The 21262-nt window shown below is 64.6% G+C and carries 20 protein-coding genes; 6 read left to right on the top strand and 14 right to left on the bottom strand.

From position 1 onward, the window contains the following. Positions 1-7 precede the first annotated feature (7 nt). Genes K3136_RS07795 through K3136_RS07785 form a run of 3 tightly spaced genes read right to left on the bottom strand, consistent with a single transcriptional unit; the run spans position 8 to position 1031 of the window. A complete protein-coding gene (locus K3136_RS07795; RefSeq protein WP_221429783.1) occupies positions 8-199 on the bottom strand; it encodes a helix-turn-helix transcriptional regulator in 192 nt (63 codons plus the stop codon). Then, positions 196-810, bottom strand: a complete 615-nt coding sequence (locus tag K3136_RS07790; RefSeq protein WP_221429782.1) for a hypothetical protein — start codon at positions 808-810, stop codon at positions 196-198. Before K3136_RS07790 ends, K3136_RS07795 begins: the two co-directional genes overlap by 4 nt. Continuing rightward, a complete protein-coding gene (locus tag K3136_RS07785; protein ID WP_221429781.1) occupies positions 807-1031 on the bottom strand; it encodes a hypothetical protein in 225 nt (74 codons plus the stop codon). The genes K3136_RS07790 and K3136_RS07785 overlap by 4 nt, the downstream gene beginning before the upstream one ends. A gap of 126 nt (positions 1032-1157) precedes the next feature. Between K3136_RS07785 and K3136_RS07780 the strand changes: the two genes are divergently transcribed. From K3136_RS07780 to K3136_RS07755, 6 genes are all read left to right on the top strand, one after another. Then, positions 1158-2822 (top strand): alkaline phosphatase D family protein, encoded by a 1665-nt coding sequence (locus tag K3136_RS07780; RefSeq protein ID WP_221429780.1) that lies wholly within the window; start codon positions 1158-1160, stop codon positions 2820-2822. A 261-nt stretch (positions 2823-3083) separates the two neighbouring features. After that, positions 3084-5096, top strand: a complete 2013-nt coding sequence (thrS, locus tag K3136_RS07775) for a threonine--tRNA ligase (RefSeq protein ID WP_221429779.1) — start codon at positions 3084-3086, stop codon at positions 5094-5096. Positions 5097-5121: 25 nt separating this feature from the next. Next, positions 5122-5472, top strand: a complete 351-nt coding sequence (locus tag K3136_RS07770) for a hypothetical protein (RefSeq protein ID WP_221429778.1) — start codon at positions 5122-5124, stop codon at positions 5470-5472. Next, entirely contained in the window at positions 5472-6218 is a 747-nt protein-coding gene (locus K3136_RS07765) for a sulfite exporter TauE/SafE family protein (RefSeq protein ID WP_221429777.1), read from the top strand. Before K3136_RS07770 ends, K3136_RS07765 begins: the two co-directional genes overlap by 1 nt. Then, positions 6219-6959 carry a sulfite exporter TauE/SafE family protein gene (locus tag K3136_RS07760; RefSeq protein WP_221429776.1) on the top strand — a complete coding sequence of 247 codons (741 nt, stop codon included), beginning with the start codon at positions 6219-6221 and terminating at the stop codon, positions 6957-6959. Between the two features lie 70 nt (positions 6960-7029). Then, entirely contained in the window at positions 7030-8916 is a 1887-nt protein-coding gene (locus tag K3136_RS07755) for a hypothetical protein (protein WP_221429775.1), read from the top strand. 10 nt (positions 8917-8926) lie between these two features. Here K3136_RS07755 and K3136_RS14125 read toward each other — a convergent pair whose 3' ends face one another. From K3136_RS14125 to glnE, 11 genes are all read right to left on the bottom strand, one after another. After that, a complete protein-coding gene (locus tag K3136_RS14125) occupies positions 8927-9055 on the bottom strand; it encodes a hypothetical protein (protein ID WP_282099895.1) in 129 nt (42 codons plus the stop codon). Positions 9056-9090: 35 nt separating this feature from the next. Further along, a complete protein-coding gene (locus K3136_RS07750; RefSeq protein WP_221429774.1) occupies positions 9091-10095 on the bottom strand; it encodes an agmatine deiminase family protein in 1005 nt (334 codons plus the stop codon). Positions 10096-10185: 90 nt separating this feature from the next. After that, a complete protein-coding gene (locus K3136_RS07745; RefSeq protein WP_425594368.1) occupies positions 10186-11886 on the bottom strand; it encodes a flotillin family protein in 1701 nt (566 codons plus the stop codon). Positions 11887-11925: 39 nt separating this feature from the next. Next, positions 11926-12564 carry a YqiJ family protein gene (locus K3136_RS07740; protein ID WP_221429772.1) on the bottom strand — a complete coding sequence of 213 codons (639 nt, stop codon included), beginning with the start codon at positions 12562-12564 and terminating at the stop codon, positions 11926-11928. A 203-nt stretch (positions 12565-12767) separates the two neighbouring features. After that, positions 12768-13418 (bottom strand): DUF4259 domain-containing protein, encoded by a 651-nt coding sequence (locus K3136_RS07735; RefSeq protein WP_221429771.1) that lies wholly within the window; start codon positions 13416-13418, stop codon positions 12768-12770. A gap of 1 nt (position 13419) precedes the next feature. After that, positions 13420-14718: a cytochrome P450 gene (locus K3136_RS07730; RefSeq protein ID WP_221429770.1), complete on the bottom strand. Its 1299-nt coding sequence runs from the start codon at positions 14716-14718 to the stop codon at positions 13420-13422. Beyond that, on the bottom strand, positions 14718-16265 hold the full coding sequence (locus K3136_RS07725; protein ID WP_221429769.1) for an acyl-CoA synthetase: 1548 nt from the start codon (positions 16263-16265) through the stop codon (positions 14718-14720). Before K3136_RS07725 ends, K3136_RS07730 begins: the two co-directional genes overlap by 1 nt. A 153-nt stretch (positions 16266-16418) precedes the next feature. Beyond that, a complete protein-coding gene (locus K3136_RS07720; protein ID WP_221429768.1) occupies positions 16419-17117 on the bottom strand; it encodes a M23 family metallopeptidase in 699 nt (232 codons plus the stop codon). Positions 17118-17256: 139 nt separating this feature from the next. Continuing rightward, the gene (locus K3136_RS07715) at positions 17257-18045 is read right to left on the bottom strand and encodes a ferritin-like domain-containing protein (RefSeq protein ID WP_221429767.1); all 789 of its coding nucleotides are present in this window, start codon (positions 18043-18045) and stop codon (positions 17257-17259) included. Next, positions 18042-18512: a peroxiredoxin gene (locus K3136_RS07710; RefSeq protein ID WP_221429766.1), complete on the bottom strand. Its 471-nt coding sequence runs from the start codon at positions 18510-18512 to the stop codon at positions 18042-18044. The genes K3136_RS07715 and K3136_RS07710 overlap by 4 nt, the downstream gene beginning before the upstream one ends. Continuing rightward, positions 18512-21229, bottom strand: coding sequence for a bifunctional [glutamate--ammonia ligase]-adenylyl-L-tyrosine phosphorylase/[glutamate--ammonia-ligase] adenylyltransferase (gene glnE / locus K3136_RS07705; RefSeq protein ID WP_282100069.1), 2718 nt, complete (start codon positions 21227-21229; stop codon positions 18512-18514). Before glnE ends, K3136_RS07710 begins: the two co-directional genes overlap by 1 nt. Positions 21230-21262: the final 33 nt, after the last annotated feature.

The raw sequence follows: 21262 nt of genomic DNA, 5'->3' as shown, positions 1-21262 counted from the left end.
TGATCGTTTAGTCGCGCTGGAAGATTTCCTCGATCGCCATGTCGAAAACATCGGCAATCTTGAAGGCGAGCGGGAGCGAGGGATCGTAGCGCCCGGTCTCGATCGCATTCACGCTCTGCCGACTGACTTCGAGCAGGTCGGCAAGGTGCTGTTGGCTCCAGTCGCGCTCGGCGCGCAGGACCTTGAGGCGGTTCTTCACAGCGCACCCCACGAACCATGGGTGATGCGGTTGGATGCAGCCCCGATGAACTGCCCGCCGAAGAAGGCGACCGCGAACCAGTAGGCCGGGATATGCGGCACGACTTCGCCTGCTTCCAGGAAGCCCCAGATGGTTGCGAAGCCGAGGGCGAAACCGGTCGCGATCAGCGTCTGGCGCACGATCAGCATGCGGATGAATTCGTCTTTCTCATCGAGGATCAGCCGTCCGATCGCCCAGAAGATCCCGCATATGGCGAGGCCGGGCATGACCGACAGGGCTGCACGTGCGGCAAGCGAGGCCTCGGTCGCCTCGTCGCCGCCGAGCAGGCTGACCTGCAGGGCAATGACGACGAGATAGGTCGAAGCGAAGATCGCGACGCGCTTGACGTAGAGGCGCTGTGCCTCCCCGCGTCCGTTGCAGGCAGAGGCGGTGTTGGCGACCCTCATGGTCTGGAAGAACAGGCCGGCCGGAACGATCATCAGTATGAGGGCGGTAGCCGCATTGATGGCGTCCGACAGGGCGAGGCCCATGACGGCCCCGAAAGTGCCGAACGCCAGGCTCGCCCAGAAGGGGACGGTGCGGGTGAAGCCGCGCTTCGCCTCGCTGCTCATGCCTTGCTCTTTTTCAGTAGATTGCAGGACCGGTCAGAACCGAGCCATGCGCCGGGAAAGAGGGCGAGGAGCAGAAAGGGCGAGAATCGCGCCACCTCCTGCGGCACGATTTCATAGACCGAAAGTACGGCAATGCCGATCATGGCGGCGGCGACAAGCAGCGAGAGATGGATCTGTTTCATGGCAAGCGTCCTTTTCTTGATGTAAAGCGTGTTTGTCATGATTCGCCGTTAATGTCAAGTATGCTTTCCAATGTGGACAGCGTGCTTGTCGCCCACGAGAATTCTGCTTGTCACGAAGCCGACATCGGGCGCAGTCATGGGGCGAGTGAGAGGAGAGCGCCCCCAATGTCTTTGACCGAACCGCCGCAGTCGCCAGGAATGCCCGCGCTGGACAGGCGGTCGCTCTTCAAGGGCGCGGCCGCCGGGGCAGGTCTCGTGGCGACGCCTCTGGCCGCGCGGACATCGGCAACCGGTTTCACGCATGGCGTTGCGAGTGGCGAGCCGGGGAAGGACCGCGCGCTCCTGTGGACGCGCTATGTCGCGGCACAAGACACCGAGATCGGCTGGCAGGTGATGGAGGCCGACGCGAACCGCCGCGTGGTAGCAGAAGGCAAGGTCACCGCCTCGCCTGCCAATGATTTCTGCTGCAAGGCCTGGGCCGAAGGTCTCGAGCCGGGCAAATGGTACTATTTCCGCTTTACCGCGCCCGATGGTTCGGTGTCCGACATGGGCCGCACGCGCACACTGCCCGAGGGGCCGACCGCCAGCTGGCGCATGGCGGTATTCTCCTGCTCGAACATCGGCTTTGGCTGGTTCAATGCCTACCGCCATGCTGCCGAGGCGAACGAGTTCGACTGTGCGCTCCACCTCGGCGACTATTTCTACGAATTTCCGCAAGGCACCTACCCCTCGGATGCACAGACCCTTCCGGGCCGCGCCTTGCTCGATCCGCAATCGGAAACCGTGGCGCTGGCGGATTATCGCGCTCGTTACGCAACCTATCGCGCGGACCGCGATCTCCAGCGTCTCCACCAGCTCTATCCGATGATCGCCGGCTGGGACGACCACGAAAGCGCGAACGACAGCTGGAAGGACGGCGCGCAGAACCACCAGCCCGAAACAGAGGGTGACTGGTCGGTGCGCAAGCGCGCGGCGATGAAGGCCTATCGCGAATGGATGCCGGTATCGGACGAACCTTGGGCGGCCTATGAGGTCGGCGACCTTGCCACGCTCTTTCGTCTCGAAACCCGCCTGTCCGCCCGCTCGCAGCAATTCGACTACAACACGCTCTTGCGCGGAACCTCTTCGCCGGAGGAGGCGATCGCACGGCTGACTGCCTTCCGCGATGGCGACTATGCCGATCCTGCCCGCGAGGTGCTCGGTGCCGGCCAGCAGGCCTGGCTGGCGGAAGGGCTCGCGCGCTCCGGATCGGGCGGCAAGACCTGGCAGGTGCTCGTCCAGCAGGTGCTGATGGGCAAGCTCGCATCGGCTACCTCGATCACCGATACGCTGCCCGACGATGTCCCGTCCTATGTCCGCGAACGGGTTGTCGCTGGCGCCCTGGCCAGCCGCGCGGAGCTGCCGCTCAACATGGATGCATGGGATGGCTACCCCGCCGCGCGCGGTCGCCTGTTCGAGGCGGCTCTCGCCGCGGATGCAAACCTCGTGAGCCTCGCAGGCGACACCCATAATGCCTGGGCCTTCGACCTTGCCCACGGGGGCGAGGCGGTCGGCGTCGAATTCGGCGGGCAGTCCGTGTGTTCACCGGGATTCGAGAATTTCCTGCCGCAACTTCCCCCGCAGGCGATCGCCGGGGCCTTGGTGCAGCGCAATCCCGAACTGCAATGGATGGATGCGTCGCAGCGCGGATACATGGCTGTCGAACTCACGCCCACCCGCGCAACCAGCGAGTACCGCTTCCTTTCGAGCGTGCGCGAAAAGGGCGCCGGGGTGATCGCGACCAAGCGCCTCTCCACCCTCGCCGGCGCGCGCGAGCTGGAAGCGGGTTGAGAATTTAACCTCCCGCCGCTATCTGTGCCTGCATGACGCACAGCGGCTCCACGACCACTACTACCACCACCTCGGGCAACCGGGGGCGGGTAGTCGCGGACTGACGCGAGCTGCCGCCACCCGGTTTCGGGTGGCAGGCGTTTCTCCCGAAATCGCGAAATTCTCCCAAAACGCCGCTTCAAGCGTACGCGCTATTGTGCCATGGGCCTCGTCAAGTCGAGGCCAGACACAAGGCAGCGTCGCAACGCAACGGATGAGACGATGACGGAACTTTTGAAGATCAGCCTGCCCGATGGTTCGGTGCGCGAAATGGAACCGGGCAGCACGCCTGCCGACGTCGCCGCCGCGATCGGCCCCGGCCTCGCCAAGGCCGCAATTGCCGCGCGCGTCGATGGCGAATTGCGCGACATCAACCGCCCCTTCGATGGCGATGCCGAACTGGCGCTGGTGACGAGCCGCGACGAGGAAGACGCGCTCGAACTCGCTCGCCACGACTTTGCGCACGTGCTGGCCGAGGCCGTCCAATCGCTCTTCCCCGGCACGCAGATCACCTTCGGCCCGGCGACGGACGACGGCTTTTATTACGATGTGAAGGCGCCCGACACGCGCGAGCCGTTCTCCATGGACGACCTCCCCGCGATCGAGGAGGAGATGCGCCGTATCATCAAGGCCGACAAGCCGCTGACGCGCGAGGTCTGGAGCCGCCAGCAGCTGATCGACAAGTGGGAGGCCGAAGGCGAAGTCTTCAAGGCCGAGTGGGCAAGGGAACTTCCCGAGGGCGAAGAGCTGACGGTTTATCGTAGCGGCGAAGACTGGCTCGACATGTGCCGCGGTCCGCACCTTGCCTCGACGGGCAAGCTCGACCCGCAGGCCTTCAAGCTCATGCGCGTCGCCGGTGCCTACTGGCGCGGCGACCAGAAGAATGCGCAGCTCACGCGCATCTACGGCACGGGCTGGCTTAACAAGAAGCAGCTGAATGCGCATCTTACGCGTCTCGAAGAAGCCGCCAAGCGCGACCACCGCAAGCTGGGCCGCGAGATGGATCTCTTCCATCTGCAGGAAGAAGCGCACGGCAGCGTTTTCTGGCACCCCAACGGCTACCGGATCTGGCGCGAGCTCGAAGCCTATATGCGCCGCAAGATGGACGGCGCGGGCTACCGCGAAATCAAGACGCCGCAGCTGATGGACGTGCGCCAGTGGGAGCAATCCGGTCACTGGGGCAAATATGCGGAGAACATGTTCGCCGTGCCGGACATGGTGCCGGAGGTGGACGACAGCGGGGCCGGTGCGCACCCCAGCGTTGCGAAAGACGCCGACTGGATGGCGATCAAGCCGATGAACTGCCCGGCCCACGTGCTGGTCTTCAAGCAGGGCATCACCTCCTACCGCGACCTGCCGATCCGCCTTGGCGAGATGGGCTGCTGCCACCGCAACGAACCGCATGGCGCGCTCCACGGGCTGATGCGCGTGCGCCAGTTCACGCAGGACGACGCACATATTTTCTGCACCGAAGACCAGGTGGTCGACGAGGTTCGTGCCTTCTGCAAGCTCGCCGAGAGCGTCTACAAGGACTTCGGCTTCACCTTCTCCATCAAGCTCGCGCTGCGCCCCGAAAAGCGGCTCGGTTCGGACGCGGACTGGGACAAGGCCGAACAGGAACTGCGCGACGCCGTCGAAGAGGCGGGCATGATGAGCGAGGAATTCGGCTGGGAGGAACTCCCCGGTGAAGGCGCCTTCTACGCGCCCAAGCTCGAATGGCACCTCACCGATGCCATCGGCCGCACCTGGCAGGTCGGCACGATCCAGGGCGACCGCGTGCTGCCCGAACGCCTCGATGCGAGCTATGTCGGCGAAGACGGCGAGAAGCACCGCCCGGTTATGCTGCACCGCGCGATTTTCGGTTCGTATGAGCGCTTCATCGGTATCCTGATCGAGCATTACGCGGGCCGCATGCCCGTATGGCTCGCCCCGACGCAGGCGGTGGTCGCGACCATTGTCTCGGACGCAGACGATTACGCTAAGGAAGCCGTCGCCAAGCTGGAAGCCGCGGGCATCCGCGTGGAAAGCGATCTTCGCAACGAGAAGATCAACTACAAGGTGCGCGAACACAGCCACGCCAAGGTCCCGCACCTGCTGGTGGTCGGCAATCGCGAGGCCGAGGAAGGCACCGTTGCCGTCCGCACCTTGGGCCAGCAGCACCAGAAGGTGATGAGCCTCGAGGAAGCCATCGCGATGCTCAAGGCCGAAGCGACTCCGCCGGATTTGCGCCCGTGACTACCAAGCGAGAGGAAACCCGCCGATGAAATCGATGATCGTCCTCTCGCTGGTCCTGAACATACTGGTCCTCGTGCCGGTGACTTACGGCATGGCGACCAACGCCGCATGGGCGGATCAAGCCTATGGCGAGACCAGCCCGGCACGTGGGATCCTGCTTGCGCTTTATCTGGCGATCCTCGCTGCCTCCTGCGTTCTCCTGTTCAGGCCTGTAACTGCGGCGGTGGCGGCTCTGCTGGCGGTGCAGATCGTCTATAAGGTAATGACCCCCTTCACGGTGGGATCGCTCGAAAACCCGGTCGTGCTGAGCAATCTCGGCATTGCGGCTTTCCACTGCGTCACTCTTTGGCTGATTATCGCAGGCTCGGGGGACTAGTGGATATTCTGGCAGGCTATGAGGCCGCTGCCGTCGTCGTCGCGCTGCTCGCCGCGTTCGGCTCTGCCTTCGTGCGCGGGTTGACGGGTTTTGGCATGGCAATTCTCATCGTGCCGGTGCTGGCGCTGGCGCTGTCGCCGGTCGATGCGGTGCTGCTGACCAATTTCCTCTCGGTCTTCATCGGCATGTCGGAGATCCGGCGGCTGCTGCGTAGCGCCGAGAAATCGGCTTGGATAATCATTGCGCTAGTGGCGGTGACGACGCCTGTTGGCCTGTACCTGCTCACCATCACCTCGCCCGCCATCGCGCGCGTGGTGATCGCTTTCATCGCCCTGTCGGCCTTCGTGGCCATCCTGCTGCCCCGTCGCGGTGCGCTCGACCACCATCCCGCGACCACCGGCGGGGTCGGCATCTTGAGCGGGCTGATGACCGGATATGCAGGCATGCCCGGCCCGCCGGTCGTGCCCTATTATGTCGGGCGCGACATCCCGCGCGAGACTGCCAAGGCCTCGATGCTGCTCATCTTTACTTGCGCGTCGACCACGGGGCTGTTGAGCGGCGCGGCGATCGGCGTGCTCGACTGGTCGTTGCTGCTGCTTGCCGCGCTGCTCTTCCCGGCGGTGCTGCTGGGGAACTGGCTCGGCAACAAGGCCTCGGGACGCATCGAGGACAGGACCTGGCGCATATGCGTGGGCCTCGTTCTCGGCACTGCCGCGCTCGCGGCGCTGTGGAAGGCATTCGGCTAGATGCTCGGACTGCCTTTCGAAGCGATTGCCATTGCGCTGTTGACGGCGCTTGCTGCCGGATTTGTCCGCGGGCTGGCAGGCTTCGGCCTGTCGGTGGTGATCGTGCCCGTCCTCGCGCTGACCATCGCGCCGAAGGAAGCGGTGCTGGTGGGCAATATCTCGCTGTTCCTGATCGGACTGACGGATATCGGACGCATCCGCCGCGATGCCAACAGATCTGCGATCCCGATCACCTTGCTCGCGCTCGCCTGCATGCCGCTCGGCCTGTGGGCGCTCGTCACGCTGAGCGCGGACTGGGCCCGGATGCTGATCGCAATGGTTTCGCTCGGAGCCTTCGTGCTGGTGGTCGTGCCGCTCGGCAAGGTGGCCCTGCCGCGCAAGCCTGCCATGGGCCTCTCGGGTTTCTTCACCGGCTTCTTCGGAGGCTTTGCCGGCATGCCCGGTCCGGGAATGGCCCCGTTCTACCTGCGTGGGCGCTTGGAGCCCCGTTCTGCGCGCGCGTCGATGATGGCGATCTTCCTCGTGCTTACCCCGCTGTCCTCGATCCTGTTCATCGCCCTTGGTGTCGGCGGAAAGCGCGAAGTGCTGCTTGCGCTGCTGCTCTTCCCGGCGGTCCTCGTCGGCGACCTGTTCGGGCATGCCGCCTTCGGCCGCGTCACTGCGCGCCAGTGGCAGGTGAGTGTAGCCCTCGTGCTGGGCGGCGCAGCGGCGGGAGCTGTGTGGAAGTTGTTGCAAGGGTAGGGTTTTCTCAAGGCCAAGCTGCTATACACATCGCCTCAACCGGGGGATCGAGGGATCGATGGAAAGCACCATGGATATTGCGGCACAGCGCCGTGACGAGGAAGATGCGCGGCTGGTAACGGGCGCGGCGGACATTCTCGCCGGCATTGCCAGCCTGCTGGGCCTGCTGGCTCTGGGCGCGATATTGGGCGCTGCCGGCCCCTTTGCAGGTGCAGCCGTTGCGGCAGCTGCCACCGGCCTTGCCATCCCGCTGGTGAAACAACGCAACTTCGCCTTCAGCGCCATCGTGCTCGCAATCTGCGCAGCCTTCGGCATGCTGATCGCCGCTGCCCTGCTCGAATTCGTAGCAGGCTTCGTCGTTGCCGGCTTCATGGCGTGGTTCTGGAAGGTCTTCCGCATCCCCATTGCAGGCGCGCTTGTCGTTGCGGCACCGGTTGCGACCATTCTCGGCGTGCGCAACCTGCTGGAGACTGCGTGGGGCGGGAGCGGCCCGTGGGAAAGCCTTGTTGCGGGCATCGTCCTGTTCGGCTTCGCCATGGCTGCCGACATGTCCGACCCGGAGCGCACCACCCGCCGTTCGGGCATCGGCTTCTGGCTGCACATCTTCGCTGCCCCGCTCATCGTGCACGGGATTTTCCTGCTCGGCGGGTTCCAGCCCAGCTTCGATCAGCCCATCGCGGCGGCACCGGTGCTGGTCATCGTCGCCGTGCTCGCGCTGGTGGCACTCGTCATCGACCGCAGGCCGCTGCTTGCCTCCAGCCTCGGCTATGTGGCCTATGCGCTGGCCTCGCTCGGTGAAGGGCTTGCGCTCGAGACCAGGCTGATCGGCGTCAGCCTCACACTCGGTTTCGGTATCCTCGCCATGGCCGCTTTCTGGTCACCCATGCGCCGCGCCGCCTTGCTGCTGGTGCCTGCTCCGCTCAGGGCCAGGCTGCCGAGTGCAGGGGAGTTCGTGCCCCCGCCCAAGCCGGTCGCGGAAGAGACGCCGGCGGAGGAAGAGCCCGTACGGTTGGTGTCGGGCTTCAACGATATTTTCGTCGTGATGGGCTTCCTGCCGGTTTCATTCGGCGCGTGGGTCCTCGCAGGCGTCTGGCTCTACAGTTCAGGGATCTTCGTCGAGCGCGAGCTGGCGGCCGACTGGCTCCCGCGCTCGCTCGCCGCGCTGCTGATCCCCGGCGTGGTCACCTGGGCGGTGGCCGAGTTCTTCGTGCGTATCCGCCGCATGGCCTTTCCCGCCATCGTGCTGGCCGGCCAGTTCGCCACGGTCGCCTTCACCGCCGGTATCCTCGTGGGCTATCTCGCCATCAATCCCGGTGGCCGCGATCTTTCGGGTTTCCGCGACGGGATCGATCCGCTGGGCGTGATTATTGCCTGTCTCGTCGCCGCGTTGCTCAACGTGCTCTTCGCCCTGCGTCACCGCGTGCCCTATGCACTGGCGATGGCTGCGGCATCGATGCTGCCGTTGTTCTTCATCGACCTTCTGGCGAACACCGATCCGGGCAGCACGCTTCCGGGGCCGACCGAGACCGGCATCCGCATCCGGCTGCTGCTGGCCGGTGCCTGCGCCGCAGGTGTCGGTATCTGGCTCGACCTGTCGGACCGCGAGCGCCGCACGCAGACTTCGGACACGGCCTTCTGGCTCCACATGCTCGGCAGCCTGCTGCTGGTGCCCAACCTCTTCCACTTCGCGGCAAGCGGCGACTTTGCCCTGGTCGGCGCGCTCGTCATCTTCCTAGGCATTGCCATGTTCGCGCTGGCGGCAAACCGGCGTGCAGGACTGATCGTGGGGCTGCCATTCCTGGCCTTTACGCTGGGCGATGTCTTCGAAGGTTTCGTTTCGAGCAGCGTCGCCTTGCTCGGCTTCAGCGCGCTGGTCCTGTGGGCAGCGGTGAAGTGGCAGGAGCTGCGCGCAGCAGTATTCGCCTGGATCGGCCAGGACGAAGCGCGAAAAAGCTAACCGGCGATTGTCAGAAGGGAAGCGCGGGGCCGGCGAGGACCAGCGCGAGGCCGCAGCCGCTCACGATAGCAGCGCGCGCGATTTCACCCAGCGGAAGCGCCGGGACATGCGTGCGTGCGAGAGCGATAGCTTTTGCCATGGCCCCTATTCTCCGCGCGAAACCCTAACGAAAGGTTAAATCCGTGCGCGGGCGGCCGGCATCTGCTGGCTGGCGCAGTGGAATCCGCCCCCGCCGGCGAGCACGGCGTCGCCCCTGAGGCCGATCGTGGCACGATCCGGGAAGAGCTCTGCAATCGCGGCCACGCCCTCTTCGTCATAGGGGCTGCCGAAGGTCGGCACGACGACGAGATGGCTCGTGATCGCGAAATTTGCGTAGCTCGCGGGCTCGATCCGGTCGCCGCTGGTGATGCGGCCCGGCGACGGTATCTCCACCACGGCGACGCCGGCCGCTTCCGCGCGGGCCTTGGCATCGGCGTAGATATCCGCGTTGGGATCGTCGCTGCCGGTCGCGCGGGGCAGGGCGAGCGTATTCGCGCCGACGAAACGGGCGAGATTGTCGACATGCCCGTCGGTGTGGTCGTTGATGAGACCGTCGCCCAGCCACAGCACGCGGGTAAAGCCGAGGTCGGACTTGAGCCGATGTTCGATCTCCTCGCGGGTCAGCTGCGGGTTGCGATTGGGGTTGAGCAGGCATTGCTCCGTCGTCGCGACAAGGCCGGTGCCGTCGCCATCAATGGCCCCGCCTTCAAGGATCCAGTCGGCGACATCGAGCTGCAGCCCTTCGTCTTCGGCCAGCTTCGCGCCGATGGTCTGGTCGCCTTCCATCAGGTATTTCCCGCCCCAGCCGTTGAAGCCAAAGCGCTTGGCGATGCGGTGACCGGTGGCGTCGGTCAGCACCAGCGGGCCGGTGTCGCGCAGCCAGACATCGCCATAGGCGCGCCGTTCCAGCTTCACAGAGCCACTGACAAGGTCGCGCGCACGCTGCTCGTTATTCGCATCGCGGACCAGGAGTCGCACTTCCTGCCCGCTCTCGGCGACTGCATTGGCGAAGGCGGCAATCTGTTCCTGCGCCGCCGGGAGAACCTCGGGCCACTCGTCGGCATCGTGCGGGAAGCCGATCCAGAGCCAGTCCTGCGGTGCCCATTCGGGGGGCATGGTCCATCGGGGCGTGTCGTTCATGACGGTGCGGTTAGGCCTGCGACCCGAAGATACGCAACAAAAAAGGGGACACCAAAGTGCCCCCTTTTCCGTTTGCGTCCAGCCTGATGATCAGGCGTCGGCGGACTTGTTGTCGCCTTCGGACTTGCCATTGGCCGCAAGGGCCTTGGGCTCTTCCTTGGCTTCTTCTTCGACTGCGAACCCGCCGGTCTGCTCTGCCGGGCCCTTGACCAGGCTGTTGAGGCTCGAGCCGTCGAGGCCCAGTTCCTTCATCAGCCCGTCGAGCACCGGGGCCTGCGCGCGGTAGGCAAGGGCTGCGCTGACCGCGTCGGTCGCGAGATTGCCCGATCCGCCTCCGACGCTGGCTGCTCCACCGGAGCCGCCTTTCCCGCCATTGGTAAGGCCGTCGACCTGGACGATCTTGATGCTCTCGATCGCTTCCATCGGCTTGGCGCTTTCCTTGACCAGTTCGGGCAGGACCTTGAGCAAGGCCATCTTGGTCTGCAGGCTGATCTGGTCCGAGGACAGGATGTTCGCTGCCTCGTTGATCGCCTTCTGACCGGCTGCCTCGACTTCGAAGCGGACGCGTGCAGCTTCGGCACGCAGCTTCTCGGCCTCGGCCTCACCCTGCGCTTCGAGGCGCAGCGCTTCGGCGCGGTTCGTCGCAGCATCCTTCTCGGCCTCGGCTTCCACGCGGACGCTGATGGCGTCGCGCTCTGCCTGCTTCGAAGCCTCGATCAGCTGGATGCGCTTGTCACGCTCTGCGATCTCGGTTTCGCGGCTGGTTGCGACCTGCTCTTCGGCAGCGACTGCCTTGGCGCGGGCTTCGTCAGCCTCTGCCTTGGCCTGGCTTTCCTCGCGGCTCTTGTTCTGGACCGCGATCTGCTGCTCCTGCCGAGCGATTTCGAGTGCGCGCTGCTGGTCGATCCGTGCCTCTTCGACGAGACGGTCGGCTTCGATCTGCTGTGCGTCGACCTGCTTCTTCGCCTCGATGCGGGCAGCGTCGGCCTCACGGCTGCGCTCTGCCTGTTCGCGGGCGATTTCCGAGGACTGCGCGGCGCGGCGGATTTCCACCTCGCGCTCCTGCTGGAGGCGGGCGTATTCCTTGTCGCGCCCGATTTCGAAGCTCTTGGCATCCGCCTCGAGGTTCTTCGTCTCCATCTGCACGCGCGTGTCCTGCTCGATGTCGTTGCGCAGTTTCTTGCGCGCCTCGATCTGCTCGGTCAGCTTGGTCAGACCTTCGGCGTCGAAGGCGTTGTTGGCGTTGAAGTGCTCGATGCTCGTCTGGTCGAGACCGGTCAGCGAGACCGATTCCAGTTCCAGGCCGTTCATGGCGAGGTCGTTCGACGACACCTGCTGCACCTTCTGGACGAAGTCGGCACGCTGTTCGTGCAGCTCGTTCATCGTCATGCCGGCAGCAACGCTGCGCAGTGCGTCGACGAACTTACCTTCGACGAGGTCCTTCAGGGCTTCGGGCTGCATCGTGCGTTGGCCCAGCGTCTGCGCCGCCATGGCGATCGCTTCGGCATCGGGCTTCACGCGGACGTAGAATTCCGCCTTCACGTCGATCCGCAGGCGGTCGAGCGTGATCAGCGCTTCGCCATCGCGGCGGATGACCGAAAGCACCAGCGTGTTCATGTTGACCGGCATGGTTTCGTGGAAGACCGGCAGCACCAGAGCGCCCCCGTTCATCACGACCTTTTCGCCGCCCACGCCAGTCCGCACGAAGGCAATTTCCTTCGAGGCACGGCGATACATCTTCAGCAGGAAGGTGATGATGATGATGCCGAGTAGAGTGGCACCCCCGATCATTACCAGTGATGTTCCAAATAGACTGTCCATTGCTCCTCCTTATTGATTGACCGTTGGCGACAGGCGGCGCTCGGCGAGCGCGGTCGCGTAGAATTGATTTCCCTCGCGGCGGACGAGGAGGACCTCGTCGCCTTCGTGGAGTTCGGATGATGCCTCGTGCGGCTCCACCATGACCCGGTGGGTCTGGCCGTGGATGTCCTTCACCCTCGCTCGCGCAGGAGATCCCGCACGGGCCACGCCGATGCTGATCGTCGCACGGCGGCCGACAAGGCTTTCGGTGCTGACAGCGGTGGTGTGGTCCTTGGGCAGGATGCGACCCAGCGGCCGGGCGAAAACGCCCGTCACCGGAAGTGCGGCGACGCCGGCCATCAGCGCGGCAAGCCAGCTGTAGAGCGGGCTGCCGGTGAGGCTTGTCGCGAGCTCCTGGATCGACAGGCCAATGCCTGCGAACATGAGCAGGAACAGCGCCAGCCAGATCGTCAGCGGGATGCGTCCGATACCGAGCAGCGTCAGCAGCCCGTCGAACATCCCCGCATCCGGCAAGCCCTCGCCATCGATGTCCAGATCGACATCCGCATCACCGAAATCGGCGACACCGATCATCTGCACGATCGCGAGGACGAGCATGATGCCAAGAGCGGCCGCAAACGGCATGTTGTGCGGCTCTAGCAAAGTCATGATTCCCCCCTTTCTTATGCGCAGGTCAACACGGCTCCCGGCAACAGCCGAAAGCCTATCGTCCTACTGTTTTATCCATGCCATTCACCTAGCAGAAAGGGGGGCATTTGGGTAGGAAAATCGGAAAGCTCTTGTACGATTTTCCCCGCAATCACGCGGGTTTGACTTGGAAAGGGGCGAAAACCACTTCGCCTCTTCACCAGTCAGTCTTCGGAGCGCAGCTTCTTCGTCGCGAAGTCGAGCAATTCATCGTCGAACTGCCAGTTCTGGATCATGTGCCGGGGATGAAGGGCTGAATTGAGGCAGGCGATATGGGCCCAGCCACCCTGCTTCAGGGAATTGCCCATTCCGTCGGCCAGCGAGATGTCGAACATCGACATTTCTTCTTCGCCCATGGGTTTGTTGCAGAAGGAACAGGGTGAAGGATTGTCGAACGGCTTCTTGGCGCCCTTCGGCTTTCCCGCCTTGGCCTGCGGCTTGTTGAGGCGCGCGACCAGACCGGTCATCTCGCGGTTCCAGTCCCCCGATCCTTCTTCCGCCCACAGCTCGCCCAGCTCGCTGCGGGCCATCACCGCCGAGACATTGTCGCGGGCACGGTCGAACAGTTCGAGCGATGGCTTCCCGAACGCCCGGACCCGCTCGGCGAGTTCATCGGGCAAGTCGGGATGCGGATGGCCGCGCATGGCCGCGACGCATTCGGCCGCGGCAATGATCCGGCTGGATTCGGTGGCCTCGACGTCTCCCTCGACCCCGGCGGCGGTGAATTCGGCTGCAATCGCTTCGACACTGACAAGGTCGTCGACCGCGTCGAGCGCATCGTCATTGTCGAACGGGCCCGCTCCCCAAGCGCCCATGTCAGGCCACTCCGACCCGCAGCGGGAGCGTCTTCAACCCGCCCACGAAGGTCGACTTGGCCCGCTTGGGCTCGCCTGCCAGTTCGACTGTCTCGATCCGGTCGAGCAGCACCTCGAAAAGGATCTTCATCTCGAGCCTGGCAAGGTGCAGGCCGAGGCACTGGTGTGCGCCTGCGCCGAAGGCAAGGTGGCGATTGGGGCTGCGGCCGGCATCGAACTTGCGCGGCTCGTCGAATTGCGCCGGGTCGTGGTTGGCGGCGACGTAATTGATCATCACCCAGTCGCCCTTGGCGATTTTCTGGCCGGCGATCTCGGTATCTTCTGCCGCAGTGCGCATGAAGTGCTGCACCGGGCTGGTCCAGCGGATCGCTTCCTCGACGATGCCGGGAAGGAGCGAGCGGTCCTCGCGCACGCGTGCCCATTGCTCCGGGTCCTGTGCCAGCGCCAGCATCGCGCCTGCCGTGCTGGCGCTCGTGGTGTCGTGCCCGGCGGCGGCGACGATAATGTAATAGCCCATCATGTCGCGGTCGTTCAGCGGCTCGCCGTCGATCCTTGCATTGGCGATGGTGCTGGCGACATCGTCGGTCGGATTGGCCCGCTTCTCTGCGGTGAGCTTGGCAAAATAGGCCTCGAAATCCTTCACCGCGCCGGCAACGAGCTGGGTGATGGCTTCGGGAGGCAGGTCTTTCATGCCCGACTGGTTCAGTTCCTCGTCCTGCCCGCCGAACATCTGCTGCGTCAGCAACAGCATGCGCGGTTCGTCCTCTTCCGGAACGCCGAGGATCTGCATCACCACATGCAGCGGGTAGGGCTGCGAGACGAGCTTGCAAAAGTCGGCTTGCGGCCCGGCCTTGATCAGCCGGTCGACCGTCTTGTCTGCCAGCTCGCGGATATCGTGTTCCAGCGTGCGCAGGTTCTTGGGCATGAACCATTCCTGCGTCAGCTTGCGATACTTCATGTGGATCGGCGCATCGAAGGTCACGAGGCTGGCGACGAGGTGCGGACTGCCGCCGGTCACGCTCTTGGCGAATTCGATCCCTTCGGTGAGGCTGAACACGACCGTCTGCGGATTGTTGAGGAAGGTCGCATTGTCCTTCGAAATGCGCATCGCATCCTCATAGCGCGAGACCAGCCAGAACGGCGGATGGCGATGTTCGGGATCTTCCACCCAGACCAGCGGCGTTTCCTCGCGCAGGCGATCGAACGTGTCGAGCAGCGGGTCCCAGTCGGCATATTTCTCGGCCGAGATGACATCGTAGGCGGTCCTGGGGTCGAGCGTTGGCCTGTCCTGCGCCGTCATCACGCCTGCTCCGTTTCTTCCTCGGCCATGCGCTGGTACTCGTCACGCAGTTCGCGCTTGTAGAGCTTGCCATTCGCCTCGCGCGGGAGTTCGGGGCGGAAATCGAACAGCTTCGGCATCTTGATCTTGGCAAGGCTGGGGGCGAGGAATTCGCGCAGTTCCGCCTCGAGGCCTTCGCCGGCCTCTGACATGTCGATCGGCTGGACGACCGCGACCACCTTCTCGCCGAAATCGGGGCAGGGAGCGCCAATGACGGCGGCATCCATCACCTTGTCATGCGTGACCAGCAGGTTCTCGATCTCCTGCGGGTAGATGTTGACCCCGCCCGAGATGATCATGTGGCTCTTGCGGTCGGTCAGGTAGAGGAACCCGTCTTCGTCGAGGTGGCCGATATCGCCCAGCGTCATCCAGCCCTTCGGGTGCATCGCCTCGGCCGTTTTCTCCGGATCGTTGTGATAGGTCGGGATGAGGTCGTTCTCGAAGAACAACAGCCCGTCCTGCCCGGCGGGGACCTCGTTGCCGTCGCCATCGCAGACATGGAGCTTGCCATAGATCGCCCGGCCCACGCTGCCCGGATGGGTGAGCCAGTCCTCGGCCTTGATCAGCGTCATGCCGATGCCTTCGGACCCGGCGTAATATTCGTTGATGATCGGGCCCCACCATTCGATCATCTCGCGCTTGATCGGAACGGGGCAGGGCGCGGCCGCATGGAGCGCGCGCTGGTGGCTCGAGAGGTCATAACCCTCGCGCTCGTGCGGTTCGAGCTTGAGCATGCGCACGAAATGCGTCGGCACCCACTGGCTGTCGGTGATCCTGTACTTCTCGATCGTCTCGAGGGCATGCTGGGGATCGAAATGTTCCATCACCACGACCGTCCCGCCAAGGCGCTGAGCCGTGGTGCACCAGCCGAGCGGCGCCGCGTGGTAAAGCGGCGCGGGCGACAGGTAGACCATGCTGCCATCTGCGGGCATGCCGGCACCCATGACGGCGAGGCCGACAAGCGGATTGGGCGCAAGGATATCGTCGCTGTCGGGCGGCGCGGGGCGAACGCCCTTGGGGCTGCCTGTGGTCCCCGAGGAATAGAGCATGTACTGGCCCGGCGCCTGGTCCGCGATCGGTTCTGCAGGCTGGGCATTGAGGGCAGCCTCGAAATCCTCCTCATCGCCCGAACCGACAATCAGGAATTCCATGTCGCTGCAGCTGGCGCGCATATCGTCCATGCGATCATCGAACTTGGCGGTCGTGACCAGCAGCTTCACCCCTGCATCATTGAGGATGTAGCAGATCTCCGGCGCGGTCAGGCGGGTGGAGACGGGCACCATCATCGTCCCGGCGCGCTGCGATCCCCAGACGATGGGCAGGTAATGGATGTTGTTTTCCATCAGCACGCCGAAGTGGTCGCCGGCCTTCAGACCCCTTGCGCGCAGCAGCTGGGCGAAGCGGTTGGCATAGTCGTCCATCTCGCCATAGGTCATCGTCTCCCCGCTGCCCGACATGATGATTGCGGGGTGGTCGGGGCGCGCCTGTGCATGCGTGATCGGGTGCATCTATGGTCCTCTCTCCTGCCGGCGGTCCGCATTTGGGGATTCGTCCGGTTGCAAGGTGAAACGTAACCACCACAGGCCTGCGGGCAAGAAAAAAGGCGGCCGGGATGTGCCCGCCGCCTTCCTTATTCTTTCCCGCAAGACCGGTTTGACGAATTATTCTTCGTCGTTGCCACCCTGGCCACCTTCGCCGATCGCAAGCGCGAAGGCCTGCTGGGCTTCCGATTCGATCATGTAGGGAACCGGGTTCACCGCTTCGCCGTCGATGCGGACTTCATAGTGAAGGTGCGGGCCGGTCGAACGGCCGGTCGAACCGACGTAGCCAATGAGCTCACCCTTCTTGACGCGAGTGCCCGGAGCGACTGCGATGCTCGACATGTGAGCGTAGCGGGTCTGGATGCGGGCGCCATGTTCGATCGAAACGAAGTTGCCATAGCTCGACCAGCGCTGTGCCTTCGAGACGTAACCGTCGGCAGTGGCGTAGATCGGCGTGCCGGTCGGAGCGGCGAGATCGACGCCCTTGTGACCGAGGCGACGCTTGAGAACGGGATGCGTGCGCATGCCGTAATCGCTGGTGAGGCGTGCATCTTCGAGCGGCATGCGCGAAGGAACCGAAACCTGCGGAGCGGTGACGGCCGGAGCCGCGGTCGGATTTTCCCAGCGGGCGAAAAGTTCGGTGAACTGTGCATCGTCACCACCGGCAGCGGTGTCGGCGACCTTCGAGATGTCGATCGCGCCTTCGGCAGCGGAGGTCGCAGCGGTGACGCCGTCGGTTCCGGCCTGTGCCGGAGCGGCGGCAACCAGCATTCCTGCAGCAGCCATGGTGAAAGCAAGCGATGCGCGCTTGATGATCATGCTAAACCCGTCCGTCGGCGCTGAAGCGCCTTCTTGTCCCTGACCGATGAGAGCGTCCCGGCTGCTCATCCGTCATAATTTATGTCCCGCCGGAACCCCCCGGCAATTCGTGAGTATGGGTTAAGGGCCTAAAGGTTAATCACGCAATACCAGCGTAGAAGTCCCGCGATAAACCGGCTGCGGAACGCGCCGAGTCGTTGAATGGTGGCTTCAGCCCTCCCGAAAAGTGCGTTTTGACCAATTTTCGCCATGATTCCGGCGGGTTCTCGCCGCGTTCCACGCAAACTGCGCGAAAGTGCTTTGAGCCGAAGGCGACATGACGGATTTCGTCGTCAAGGATTCGCTGCAGAATTTTCGCCCCGTTTTCATCACCTTGCTTGGCGACCCTTTCGAGCGTCGCCGGAGTGACGTCGAGCCCCCGCGCTTCGAGGACCATGGGAACGATCGCAAGCCGCGCGGCGACGTCATGCGCGGTGTCTTGCGCAGCGCTCCACAGCCCGTCGTGCGCAGGCAACGCCCCGTAGGTCGAGCCGAGCGAATCGAGTTTGCGCTCGAGAATCGCGAAATGCATGGCTTCGTCTGCGGCCACCGCGAGGAAGTCCGAAACGAAGCCCTCCCCCATCGATTCCCCAAACCGCCCCGCCATGTCGAGCGCGAGGTCAATCGCGACGAATTCGATATGGGCGAGCGAGTGCCACAGGGCGATGCGCCCTTTCTCGCTGCCGCCCTTCCCGCGTCTCGGCATATCGCGCGGCAGGCGCAGTTCGAGCGTATCGGGCCATTGCGGACGATCGGGCATGGTGCAGTCGAACTCGAAGGAGAGCCGCCCCAGCCGCCAGTCGCGCGCCACCTTGCGGGCGGCAAAGACCTTGGCCGACTTGTCGCCCGTCAGCAGAGCTTCGCGAATGGCGCGGGCGACAGAGGTCATGCGCCGCGCGCCGCCTCCAGCACTTCATCGACATGACCCTTCACGCGGACCTTGGGCCAGATGCGCAGGATCGTACCGTCTTCATCGAGCAGGTAGGTCGAACGGATCATGCCCATATAGGTGCGCCCGTAATTCTTCTTCTCGCCCCAGACACCGAGTTCGTCCGACAGGCCGTTTTCCTCGGCATCGGTGGCGAGGTCCACCGTGAGATCGTGCTTGGCGATGAAATTCTGGTGCTTCTTCGCCGAATCCTTGCTCACGCCGAGCAAATAGGTGCCCGCCTTTTCAAAGTCCGCCTTGGCCGCGGTGAAATCCTTTGCCTCGGTCGTGCAACCGGGGGTGTTGTCCTTCGGATAGAAGAAGATCACGGCCTTCCTGCCTGCAAGGTCGGCCTTGGTCACGGTTCCGCCCTCGGGCGTTTCCATGGTGAAATCGGGGAAGGCATCGCCTTCTGCATAAGTCGTCATCAGTCCAGCTCCAGGGTTTCGCCGAAAATCGTCTGCCATTTCTTCGCGACCTGCGCCCTTGCACCGGCGAAGCGGTCGAGCAGGGTCTCGAAATCATCCGCCTCGCACAGCCGCGCAAGGATCGCGCATGGTGCCTCGCCCGGGATGGCGAGATCGGGTGCAAGCAGGCGGGTACCGACCAACAGCCGCGTCATCAAGCGGTGCGCTCCTGCGAGGTCTTCCAGCTCGGGCAGTTGCCCGATCGCCTCGTCGAGGAACGGTGTCAGGCCCTCGCGATCGCGCAGCTGGAGGAAGTGCACGAGGAATTCGAGATCGACGAGACCGCCGCGCAGGAGCTTGGCATCGAGCGCGCCCTTGGCAGGTTTGTGTGCCGCCATTTCATTGCGCATCTTGAGGAGGTCGGCGCGCAATCCAGCCTCGTCACGCTGCCGGCAGAGCACGTCCTTGAGGATGCCGTCGATGTCCTTGCGCGCCTCGGCGCTGCCGGTCAGCGCGCGTGCCCGGGTGAGCGCCATGTGCTCCCACGTCCAGGCATCCTCGCGCTGGTAGCGGGCAAAGCTGTCGACACTCACGGCAAGCGGGCCTTGCGCGCCCTGCGGTCTCAGCCGCGTATCGACCTCGTAGAGCGCCCCTTCGGCGGTGGGGACGGAAAGCGCGGCGCTGACACGCTGTGCGAGCCGGTTGAAATAGAGCGTTGCGCCCAGTGGCCTCTTACCATCGCTCTCTGCCTCGTGGCTGCCGGTGAAGAGGTAGACGATGTCGAGATCTGAGGCATAGGTGAGCACGCCCCCGCCAAGCCTCCCGAGGCCGAGTACGACCAGTTCTCCGCCCTCGATCCTGCCGTGACGCCGGGCGAACTCTTCCTCCGCTGCAGCCTGCGCCGAGGCCAGCGCGGCTTCGGCGACGCGCGCAAGGGCGGCTGCAATGTCGAGCGGGTCGTGCGCCGTCTCCATCAGCTGGACGCCCAGCGCGAACCGCGTTTCGCCGGTGACGATGCGGATGCGGTCCAGCCTGTCTTCGTAAGTGTCGCCTCGCTCGCCCTGCTGCATCGCGGCGACGAGCTCCTGGCGGCTTCCGGGCAGCTCATGCGCGCTGCGGTCGATCAGCGCGTCCACCAGTTCGGGGCGGCGCGCAATGGCATCGGCAAGCGGCGGAGCGAGCGTCAGGCAGTCGGCAAGCAATTGCATCAGGCCTGGCCGCGCTTCGAGCAGGCGGAACAGGTTGATCGCGCTCGACATGCGTTCGAGCAGGCTCTCCCAGCGCGCCACCGCCCGTTCCGGCTCGCGCGAGGCGGCAAGGGATTCAATCAGGGTCGGACGGATAGCCTCGAAGGCGGACAGCGCCGCAGTGCTCCTGAGCGGCGGGTATCGCCCGTCGGTCCAGTTGGCGACCCGCGCTGTGAGTGCCGGATCGAGCCGCGCCGTGCTGCCGGGCGCCTCAACATGCGGACTGTCTTCGGGGACCGAAATCTCGTCCTCGGCCAACAGGGCGTCGTAGCGCTCGGCAACCGGAGCAGTCAGTGCGGCGATATGTTCGAGCCACGCCTCGCCATCGGCGAAACCGTCGAGCCGTGCGACATTGTCGAGCGCGTCGCCCGAAGGCAGCGTATGCGTCTGCTGGTCGGCGACCATCTGCAGGCGGTGTTCGATGCGGCGGAGCCCGTTATAGCTTTCGCCAAGCGCACGCGCGTCATCTGCGCCGATCCGGCCCGTAGCAGCCAATGCATCGAGCGCGGCCCGCGTCTGCTTGTGACGCAGCGAGGCATCGCGTCCGCCATGGATGAGCTGGTGGGTCTGGGCGAAGAACTCGATCTCGCGAATGCCCCCGCGGCCCAGTTTCACATTGTAGCCGGGTGCCGGTTCGCGCGGGCCCGTCTGCTTTTCGCGGATCCGATGCGTCAGCCGGCGCACTTCGTCGATGGCGCCGAAATCGAGGCTGCGGCGCCAGACGAAGGGGCGGATGTGGTCGAGGAAGGCCTCGCCTGCACCGATGTCTCCGGCACAGGAACGCGCGCGGATGAAGGCGGCACGCTCCCATGCAAGGGCCGAGCTTTCATAATGCGTGATGGCGGCATCGAGCGGCAGGGCCAGCGGGCTGACCTCGCTTGCCGGACGCAGGCGCAGGTCGACGCGGAAGACATAGCCTTCGCTGGTCACGTCCGAGAGCAGGCGCACGATTTCGCGTGCATAGCGCTGGGCGGCTTCGCCCGGCTCGTCGCGCTCGCGCCGGGGCAGCCGCTCCGGATCGTAGAGCAGGATCGGATCGATGTCTGACGAATAGTTGAGCTCGCCTGCGCCATGCTTGCCCAGCGCAAGGCCGATCATGCCTTGAGGTGCAGCGCCTTCGACGCGGCGAGAGATCGCCGCTTCGATCGCCCGGTGCAGCGCGCGGTCTGCAAAGAGCGAGAGCTCGCGCATGACCTTGTCGAGATCGAACCCGCCGGCGAGATCGCCAATCGCGAGGACCAGGGCGAGCGCCCGTTTCTCGCGACGAAGCGAGAGGCCCGTGTCCTGAGTGCCCGAACCCGCTGCCTTTGCCTGTTCGAGGGCCTCTTCGCCCGAGCCCGCCGCGAGGAGCTCTGCCAGATCGGCGTGCCGTTCGAGCCCGCGCGCAAGGAAGGGCGCATGCTTGCGTGCCCGGTCGATCGCGCTGGTCCAGTCGGCTGCCATAGGGAGGCGCTGTGCCCTCGCATGATCGCAGGTGCAAGCTTGCGTGATTGCCCGGCGTGCTGCAACACGCCGCGCGCATGA

Origin of the sequence: Qipengyuania gelatinilytica (assembly GCF_019711315.1) — a bacterium.
GTDB lineage: Bacteria > Pseudomonadota > Alphaproteobacteria > Sphingomonadales > Sphingomonadaceae > Qipengyuania > Qipengyuania gelatinilytica.
Note: the sequence above shows the minus strand (reverse complement) of the source record. Positions and strands in the feature narration are given on the sequence as shown.